This window comes from Phenylobacterium sp., from assembly GCF_036821595.1.
Classification (GTDB): domain Bacteria; phylum Pseudomonadota; class Alphaproteobacteria; order Caulobacterales; family Caulobacteraceae; genus Phenylobacterium.
Map to the genome: position 1 here is coordinate 47,740 of NZ_DAISJG010000019.1, position 7,597 is coordinate 55,336.

The 7,597-nt window shown below is 69.9% G+C and carries 10 protein-coding genes; 6 read left to right on the top strand and 4 right to left on the bottom strand.

Annotated features, from left to right (window positions below):
• Window positions 1–54 precede the first annotated feature (54 nt).
• On the top strand, window positions 55–591 hold the full coding sequence (locus V7Z97_RS11140; RefSeq protein ID WP_334163493.1) for a peroxiredoxin: 537 nt from the start codon (window positions 55–57) through the stop codon (window positions 589–591).
• 4 nt (window positions 592–595) lie between these two features.
• Here V7Z97_RS11140 and V7Z97_RS11145 read toward each other — a convergent pair whose 3' ends face one another.
• Window positions 596–730, bottom strand: coding sequence for a hypothetical protein (locus tag V7Z97_RS11145; RefSeq protein WP_334163494.1), 135 nt, complete (start codon window positions 728–730; stop codon window positions 596–598).
• A gap of 179 nt (window positions 731–909) precedes the next feature.
• Here V7Z97_RS11145 and rpsF point away from each other — a divergent pair, with 179 nt between their 5' ends.
• Genes rpsF through rplI form a run of 3 tightly spaced genes read left to right on the top strand, consistent with a single transcriptional unit; the run spans window position 910 to window position 2,169 of the window.
• Entirely contained in the window at window positions 910–1,284 is a 375-nt protein-coding gene (gene rpsF / locus V7Z97_RS11150; protein ID WP_334163495.1) for a 30S ribosomal protein S6, read from the top strand.
• Entirely contained in the window at window positions 1,284–1,568 is a 285-nt protein-coding gene (gene rpsR, locus V7Z97_RS11155) for a 30S ribosomal protein S18 (protein WP_334163496.1), read from the top strand. The genes rpsF and rpsR overlap by 1 nt, the downstream gene beginning before the upstream one ends.
• A 13-nt stretch (window positions 1,569–1,581) precedes the next feature.
• Window positions 1,582–2,169 (top strand): 50S ribosomal protein L9, encoded by a 588-nt coding sequence (gene rplI / locus V7Z97_RS11160; protein ID WP_334163497.1) that lies wholly within the window; start codon window positions 1,582–1,584, stop codon window positions 2,167–2,169.
• 71 nt (window positions 2,170–2,240) lie between these two features.
• On the opposite strand, the gene V7Z97_RS11165 is transcribed toward rplI, so the two are convergent.
• Genes V7Z97_RS11165 through V7Z97_RS11175 form a run of 3 tightly spaced genes read right to left on the bottom strand, consistent with a single transcriptional unit; the run spans window position 2,241 to window position 5,825 of the window.
• A complete protein-coding gene (locus V7Z97_RS11165; RefSeq protein WP_334163498.1) occupies window positions 2,241–3,692 on the bottom strand; it encodes an NAD(P)H-hydrate dehydratase in 1,452 nt (483 codons plus the stop codon).
• Between the two features lie 14 nt (window positions 3,693–3,706).
• Window positions 3,707–4,276 (bottom strand): histidine phosphatase family protein, encoded by a 570-nt coding sequence (locus tag V7Z97_RS11170; RefSeq protein WP_334163499.1) that lies wholly within the window; start codon window positions 4,274–4,276, stop codon window positions 3,707–3,709.
• 4 nt (window positions 4,277–4,280) lie between these two features.
• The gene (locus V7Z97_RS11175; protein WP_334163500.1) at window positions 4,281–5,825 is read right to left on the bottom strand and encodes an acetyl-CoA acetyltransferase; all 1,545 of its coding nucleotides are present in this window, start codon (window positions 5,823–5,825) and stop codon (window positions 4,281–4,283) included.
• Between the two features lie 236 nt (window positions 5,826–6,061).
• Here V7Z97_RS11175 and V7Z97_RS11180 point away from each other — a divergent pair, with 236 nt between their 5' ends.
• Window positions 6,062–6,400 carry a P-II family nitrogen regulator gene (locus tag V7Z97_RS11180; RefSeq protein ID WP_334163501.1) on the top strand — a complete coding sequence of 113 codons (339 nt, stop codon included), beginning with the start codon at window positions 6,062–6,064 and terminating at the stop codon, window positions 6,398–6,400.
• Between the two features lie 41 nt (window positions 6,401–6,441).
• A partial coding sequence (gene glnA / locus V7Z97_RS11185) for a type I glutamate--ammonia ligase (RefSeq protein ID WP_334163502.1) occupies window positions 6,442–7,597 on the top strand: 1,156 nt, incomplete at its 3' end.

Below are 7,597 nucleotides of genomic sequence, written 5' to 3' on the forward strand. Positions count from 1 at the left end.
GCCGGGCTAACCTCGCCGTATAAGGGCAGGTGAAGCCTCCGGGAGAACGTCGTCATGAAGCGTCTTGCGTCCACCCTCGCGCTCGCCGCGCTCGTCGCCACGCCGGCCTCCGCGGCCCTTAAGGCGGGCGACAAGGCGCCCGATTTCACCGCCCCCGGCTTCCAGGCCGGCAAGCCCCTCACCTTCTCGCTCGCCCAGGCGCGCAAGAAGGGGCCGGTGGTGCTCTATTTCTTCCCGGCGGCGGACACCAAGGGCTGCAACCTGGAAGCCAAGATGTTCGCCGACGCCATGCCGCAGTTCGCGGCGGCGGGCGCGACCGTGATCGGCGTCACCGCCGGCAACCTGGACAAGCTGCAGCAGATCTCGGCCGACAGCGACAAGTGCTCGGGCAAGTTCCCCGTGGCCGCCGACCCCGGCGCGAAGATCGCCAAGACCTACGACGCGGTCCTGGCGGCCAAGCCCGACTGGTCGGACCGCACCTCCTACGTGATCTCGCCGGCCGGCGAGATCGTGCACGCCTATTCGAAGCTGGACCCCAGCGAGCACGTCGCCCAGACGCTCGGGGCGGTGAAGTCCATCAGGAAGAAGTAGCCCCTCAGGTCACGAGCGCCTTCACCACGAGGTAGAGGCCCGCCCCCAGGGCGACCGAGAGGACGGCGGCGAGAATCCGGTTGCGGCGCATGGGGAGCCTCCTTGCGGCGAGCCTCGGCCATGCCGTGCGGCGCCGCAAGGGCGAAGACCCTTGCTCGCACAGCGTTTTTCGCCTATTTGCCCGCCTCTTCACGGAAGGCGGTCTCACGCGGAACGCGAATGGGTCGGGAAACTCCCGGCCGCCGCGCAGAGAGCCATCGTTTCCGGCGGACTTCCGCCGCCGGACGCGCCGCCCTCCACCAACGGAAGAAGGAACCTATGGCCCTCTACGAACACGTGGTCATTTCGCGGCAGGATATCTCGCCGCAACAGGCCGAAGCCCTCAACGACACGCTCAAGGCCCTCATCGAACAAGGCGGCGGCAACGTCGCCAAGATCGAGTACTGGGGTCTGCGCAACCTGACCTACCGGATCAAGAAGAACCGCAAGGGTCACTACTCCCTGCTCGCCATCGACGCCCCGGCCGACGCCGTGAAGGAGATGGAGCGCCAGCTGTCGATCAACGAAGACGTGCTGCGCTACATGACCGTCCGCGTGGAGGAGCTGGACCTCGAGCTGTCCCCGATCCTCGCCCGCCGCGATCGCGACCGCGAACGCCGCGATGACACGCCCGCTCGCGAAGGGGCCTTCTGATGACCGACGTGACCACCGACGCCCCGGCCGCTCCGGCCGCCGGCGCTTCCGCGGGCGGCCAGCGCCGTCCGTTCTTCCGCCGCCGCAAGGTGTGCCCGTTCTCCGGCGCCAACGCCCCGAAGATCGACTACAAGGACGTCAAGCTCCTGCAGCGCTACGTTTCCGAGCGCGGCAAGATCGTGCCGTCGCGGATCACCGCGGTGTCCGCCAAGAAGCAGCGTGAGCTGGCCAAGGCCATCAAGCGCGCCCGCTTCCTGGCCCTGCTCCCCTACGTCGTGAAGTAAGGAGCACAGGCACATGAAAGTCATTCTGCTCGAACGCGTGGAAGGCTGGGGCGGCCTCGGCGACGTCGTCAACGTCAAGGACGGCTACGCCCGCAACTACCTCCTGCCGCGCTCCAAGGCGCTGCGCGCCACTTCCGCGAACCTGAAGGTCTTCGAAGGCCAGCGCGCCGACATCGAGGCCCGCAACGCCAAGGCCAAGGCCGCGGCCGAGAAGTCCGGCGAGAACCTGGACGGCACGTCCTACATCCTGATCCGTCAGGCGGGCGAGTCCGGCCAGCTCTACGGTTCGGTCGCCGGCCGCGACGTGGCCGACGCGATCAACGCCGAAGGCGGCACGAAGGTCGAACGCGCGATGGTCGTGCTCGACAAGCCGATCAAGACGCTGGGCGTCCACGAGGTGAAGGTCCGCCTCCACGCGGAAGTCACCGTGACCGTCACGCTCAACATCGCCCGCAGCCAGGACGAAGCCGAGCGCCAGGCGCGCGGCGAGAACGTCATCAGCTCGCAGTTCGAAGAAGAGCGCATGGCGGCCGAAGAAGCCGCGGCCGACCTCCTCGAAGGCGGCGCCGGCTCGATCGAAGGCAACTACGTCGAGGCCTGATCCCCGACGGCCCTCGAGGCAAGGAAACGACGGCGCGGAGAGCGATCTCCGCGCCGTCTTTCTTTGTGGGTCTACCGCTCGTCGTGGAGCCGGCGCAGGACGGCGGGGGCGAGGCCGGGCAGGTCTTCCGAGATCAGGCCCGGGCCGTGCAGTTCGGCGGCCTCGGAATGGATCCAGGCGGCCGCGCAGGCGGCCTCGAAGCTCTCCATGCCCTGGGCGATGAGCCCGCCGATGAAGCCGGCCAGCACGTCGCCGGAGCCGGCTGTCGCCAGCCAGGGGGAGCCGTTGAGGTTCACGGCCGCCCGGCCGTCCGGAGCGGCCACGACGGTGTCGGCGCCCTTCAGCAGGACGACGGCCCCTGCCCGCTCGGCGGCGCGGCGGGCGGCGGTGATCCGCTCGGGCCCGGCCGCCAGCAGGCCGGGGAACAGCCGCTCGAACTCCCCCGGATGGGGCGTCAGCACGTCGTCCCGGTCCAGCACCGAGAACAGCTCCTCCGGATCGTCGCGGAAGACGGTGATGGCGTCGGCGTCCAAGACCAGGGCCGCGCCGGTGCGCGCCAGGGCCAGCACGTTCAGCAGGGTCGTCTCGCCCACCCCGGCCGCGGGCCCGATCACCGCGGCGTCCACCTCGGCGGCGGCCTGCTCCAGCTCCAGGTCGGTCTCGAACGGCCGCAGCATGACCGCCTCGAGATGGGCGGCGTTGGGGGCCAGCGACTCCGGCGGGGCATGGATGGTGACGAGGCCGGCGCCGATCCGCAGCCCGCCGCGCGCCGCCAGCCGGGCAGCCCCGGTGCTCCACGCCTCCCCGCTGACCACGATCAGCCGACCCCGGGCGTGCTTGTGCGACAAGGCGTCGGGCCAGGGAAAGCGCTCCAGCCATAGCTCGGGGCCATTCTCGAACAGCTGGGCGTGGGTCTCGCCGAGCCCGATGTCCGCCACCACCACCTCGCCGCAGGCGCCCCGGCCCGGCTCCAGGACGTGGGCGGGCTTGCGCCCGTGGAAGGTGACGGTCAGCGCCGCGCAGAACGCCGCCTCGCCGAGCGGCCGGCCGGTGTCGCCGGAGATCCCGCTGGGCACGTCGATCGCCACCACCCGGTCGCGCAGGCGCTGGCTGGCCCGCGCCAGGCGCGCCGCCTCGCCCTCCAGCGGCCGGGCCAGGCCGGCCCCGAACAGGCCGTCGACGAAGAGCTCGGCGGCGCGGCCGGACTGCCCGAGCGGCAGGGTCTCACCGGTCCAGGCCGCCGCCGCGGCGCGGGCGTCGTCGGTCGCCGGCGCGGCGAGTCGCTCGACCCAGACGTCCCAGCCCCGGGACTTCAGCACCCGGGCCACGACATAGCCGTCCCCGCCGTTGTTGCCGGGCCCGGCCAGCACCGCCGTCGGCTTGGGCCGGAAACGCGCGCAGATGGCGTCGGCCACGGCCGTGCCGGCCCGCTCCATCAGCACCGCGCCCGGCGTGCCGGCGGCGATCGCCGCCCGGTCCGCCTGGGCGGTCTCGGCGGTCGTGAGAATCTGGCGCGCCGGCAAGCCCGACTCCGTGTCTAGAGGACCCCGGTCGTGGCTTCGCGCCCCTTGGCCACCAGCGTCAAGCGTTCGCCGTCGGTTTCCAGCACGGTGACCGAGGCGTGGTCCGGCCGGAAGGTGACCACGCGGGGGTCCTCGGTGAGGTGCGAGACCACCGCATTGATCGCCACGAAGTGGGAGAAGACCGCCGTGTCGCCCCGGCGGTGCAGGGACGCCACGATCTCCCGGCGCCAGGCGTCGTAGTCGAGGTCGCCCTGGATCTCGCCCCAGGTCCCCTGGAAGGCCTGGCGCAGCCAGTCCGGCCGCTCGCGGGCGGCGAGCGCCTGCGGCGTCGGGATCTCGCCCACCATGGGATCGACCTCCACCGTCACCCCGAGCGCCCGCGCGGTGGGCGCCGCGGTCTCCTGGCAGCGGCGCAGGGGCGAACTCACCACCCGCTCCGGCCGCTCGCCCGGCGGCAGGGCCAGCAGCCAGTCGCGGGCCGCCTCGGCCTGGGCCCGGCCGGCGTCGTCGAGTCCCGGATCGTCGTCGGCCCCGCCCCAGGTGGAGGCCGGCTTGCCGTGGCGGATCAGGTAGAGGCGCGGCATGGGCTCAGTCCGGGACGAAGAGGTTGGTCTGGCCGTCGTCGGCCTGACGGACGGTCCCGGTGCGGCCGACCTGCTCCTGGGCCTCGAAGGCGGCCAGGAAGCCGGGGTCGTCGGGGGTGTTGGCGGCGAAGCGGCGGCCCGCCTCGTCACGGCCCACCACGATGCCCAGGAACGGTCCCTCCCGCTTGTGGACGACGGTGTAGGTCTCGATCGTCCCCCGCCCGCTCGGCCGCTCGACGATCTCCGGATGCGGCAGGGCGTCGATCTCCCGCTGCAGGACCGCCGGGTCCTCGCGCTCGAAGGGCTTGTCCGGCCGCTTCGTGGAATAGATGCCGGTCGACTGCTTGGTCAGGTACCAGCCGTTGCCGGTGATCAGGCCGTAGGCTCCGGGCCGGGCCCGCAGCTTCTGCAGCATCACCGCCACCGAGTGCATGACGTAGTTGTTGCCCGGCCCGCCGGCGTACGGCAGCCCGCCGGTGACCGTCAGCCCCCGCGGGTCGTCGAGCGACAGGCCGAGTTCCTCGGCGCCGATCTCCACCGCCACCGGGAAGCAGGAGTAGAGGTCGATCAGGTCCACCTGCTCTAGGCCGATCCCGGCCATGGCAAAGGCCTTCTGGCCGGTGCGGCGCATGGCCGGGCTGGAGTGGAAGTCCTGCCGGTCCAGCGGGTGCCAGAGGTCGGCGGCGTCGGCGCAGCCGTGCAGATAGACCCAGCGGTCCTCCGGCACGCCCAGCTCGCGGGCCTTGCGCTCGCTGGCGATGATCACCCCAGCCGACTGGTCCACCTCCATGATGGCGTTGAGCAGCTTCGGATAGGGGAAGCCGATCATCCGGTTCTTCTCGGAGACCGTCACCAGCTCTTCGGCGGTCCGCCTGGTGGGGAACCAGGCCTCGGGATTGTCGACGGCCACTTCCGAGAAGCGGGCGAACAGCTCGCCCATCCGGCGCTGGTGCTCCGGGATGGAGCGGCCGTCGCGGGCGCGGAGCGCATTCTCGAAGATCGGATAGATGTTGATCGGCCGCGAGAGCCCGTGGCGGATCTCGTAGGCCGTGGAGCCGGCGCGGGGGTCGCCGATCCGCTGCGGCGCCGGCAGGTCCTCCGGCTCGTCGGCGATCCAGTCGTCGAACGAGAGCCCCTTTCCCAGCCGCTTCATGGCCGAGCCCAGGAACTCGCAGCCGACGGTGAGCGCCAGGTCCGCCTCGCCCCGCGCGATGCGCTCGCAAAGGGTGTTGATGAGGTACTGGGGCGTGTTGCCGCCCATCTCGGAATAGACGCTCCAGCGGGGGTCCGCGCCGATCTGGCGGGCGAGGCTGGCGGGCGGGTTGACCGAGTGCGGGATCATCCCGCGCTTCGAGCCGGGGCTGTCGATCGTGTAGCCCACCACCGCCAGCGCATCGACGCCGGCCAGGCCCGCCGGCCCGATGCCGGCGTCCAGGGCGGCCCGTTCCGCCGCAATCTTCAGCAGGGCGGTCGGCGACGGCGAGGCTGCCGGATCGCCCCGATACGTGAATTGGCCCGCCCCGATCAGAACTGGGGTGTTTTCACCCATCTCAACCCGCCTCCCGACACACTTGGTCCGCGATCCTAGGGGCCGAAACCCGCCTCACAAGGCGATTTCCGGCGTGATCGATTTTTGATCCGATGGCGCCTGTTTCTTAGGCGCCTGCTCATTTTCACAGGTGGCCGCGACGGCAAGCAACCGGATCGGCTTGTGGCGCGGACCCGCGCCGTGCTCCGTCCGCGGCGAGCGCCGGGGCGGCGCATCCCAGTCTGACGCCGGGGCCCATGAAAAAGATCGAAGCCATCATCAAGCCGTTCAAGCTCGACGAAGTGAAGGAGGCCCTGCAGGAGCTGGGCGTCCAGGGCATGACGGTGATCGAGGCCAAGGGCTACGGCCGCCAGAAGGGCCAGACCGAGCTCTACCGCGGCGCCGAGTACGTCGTGGACTTCCTGCCCAAGATCAAGATCGAGGTGGTCATCGCCGACGACCAGCTGGACCGCGCCATGGAGGCCATCTCCACGGCCGCCCGCACCGGCCGCATCGGCGACGGCAAGATCTTCGTCAGCGACGTCGTCGACGTCATGCGCATCCGCACCGGCGAGACCGGGCCCGCGGCCGTCTAACCCAGAACCATCGAGACCGGACCAAAAAGGGGATCACGAACATGGCTTCAGCCAAGGACATCCTGAACCAGATCAAGGAAAAGGACGTCAAATACGTCGACGTGCGCTTCACCGACGTGCGCGGGAAGATGCAGCACGTGACGTTCGACATCGACCTCGTCGACGAGGACTTCCTCACCGACGGGACCATGTTCGACGGCTCCTCGATCGCCGGCTGGAAGGCGATCAACGAGTCCGACATGAAGCTGCGGCCCGACCTCGCCTCGGCCCACATCGATCCGTTCTACCAGCAGACCACCCTGGTGCTGTTCTGCGACGTGGTGAACCCGGATACGAACACGCCGTACAACCGCGACCCGCGGTCGATCGCCAAGCAGGCGCTGAACTACGTGAAGTCGGCCGGCATCGGCGACACGGTGTTCTTCGGCCCCGAGGCCGAGTTCTTCGTGTTCGACGACGTGCGCTGGGACACCGCCCCGCACAACACCTTCTACTCCTACGAGTCGACCGAACTGCCGGTGTCGTCCGGCAAGGCCTATCCGGAAGGCAACATGGGCCACCGGCCCGGTCCGAAGGGCGGCTACTTCCCGGTGAACCCGGTGGACTCCGGCCAGGACCTGCGCGGCGAGATGCTGGCGGTCATGGGCGAGCTGGGCATGCAGCCCGAGAAGCACCACCACGAGGTGGCGCCGGCGCAGCACGAGCTGGGGCTGAAGTTCTCGGACCTGATCACCATGGCCGACCGGATGCAGCTCTATAAGTACGTGATCCACAACGTGGCCCACGCCTACGGCAAGACCGCGACCTTCATGGCCAAGCCGATGTTCGCCGACAACGGCTCGGGCATGCACGTCCACCAGTCGATCTGGAAGGACGGCAAGCCGATGTTCGCGGGCGACAAGTACGCCGGCCTCTCCGACCTGTGCCTCTGGTACATCGGCGGGATCATCAAGCACGCCAAGGCGATCAACGCCTTCTCGAACTCGACCACCAACTCATACAAGCGCTTGGTGCCCGGCTACGAAGCCCCGGTGAAGCTGGCCTACTCGGCCCGCAACCGTTCGGCCTCGATCCGCATCCCGCACGTTGACAGCCCGAAGGCGAAGCGGATCGAAGCCCGCTTCCCCGACCCGATGGGCAATCCCTACCTGACCTTCGTGGCCCTGCTGATGGCCGGCCTCGACGGGATCGAGAACA

Coding starts and splice junctions, on each gene's coding strand:
- rplI (WP_334163497.1), top strand. CDS start 1,582: ATGAAAGTCATTCTGCTCGAACGCGTGGAAGGCTGGGGCGGCCTCGGC.
- V7Z97_RS11140 (WP_334163493.1), top strand. CDS start 55: ATGAAGCGTCTTGCGTCCACCCTCGCGCTCGCCGCGCTCGTCGCCACG.
- rpsR (WP_334163496.1), top strand. CDS start 1,284: ATGACCGACGTGACCACCGACGCCCCGGCCGCTCCGGCCGCCGGCGCT.
- rpsF (WP_334163495.1), top strand. CDS start 910: ATGGCCCTCTACGAACACGTGGTCATTTCGCGGCAGGATATCTCGCCG.
- V7Z97_RS11175 (WP_334163500.1), bottom strand. CDS start 5,825: ATGGGTGAAAACACCCCAGTTCTGATCGGGGCGGGCCAATTCACGTAT.
- V7Z97_RS11180 (WP_334163501.1), top strand. CDS start 6,062: ATGAAAAAGATCGAAGCCATCATCAAGCCGTTCAAGCTCGACGAAGTG.
- V7Z97_RS11170 (WP_334163499.1), bottom strand. CDS start 4,276: ATGCCGCGCCTCTACCTGATCCGCCACGGCAAGCCGGCCTCCACCTGG.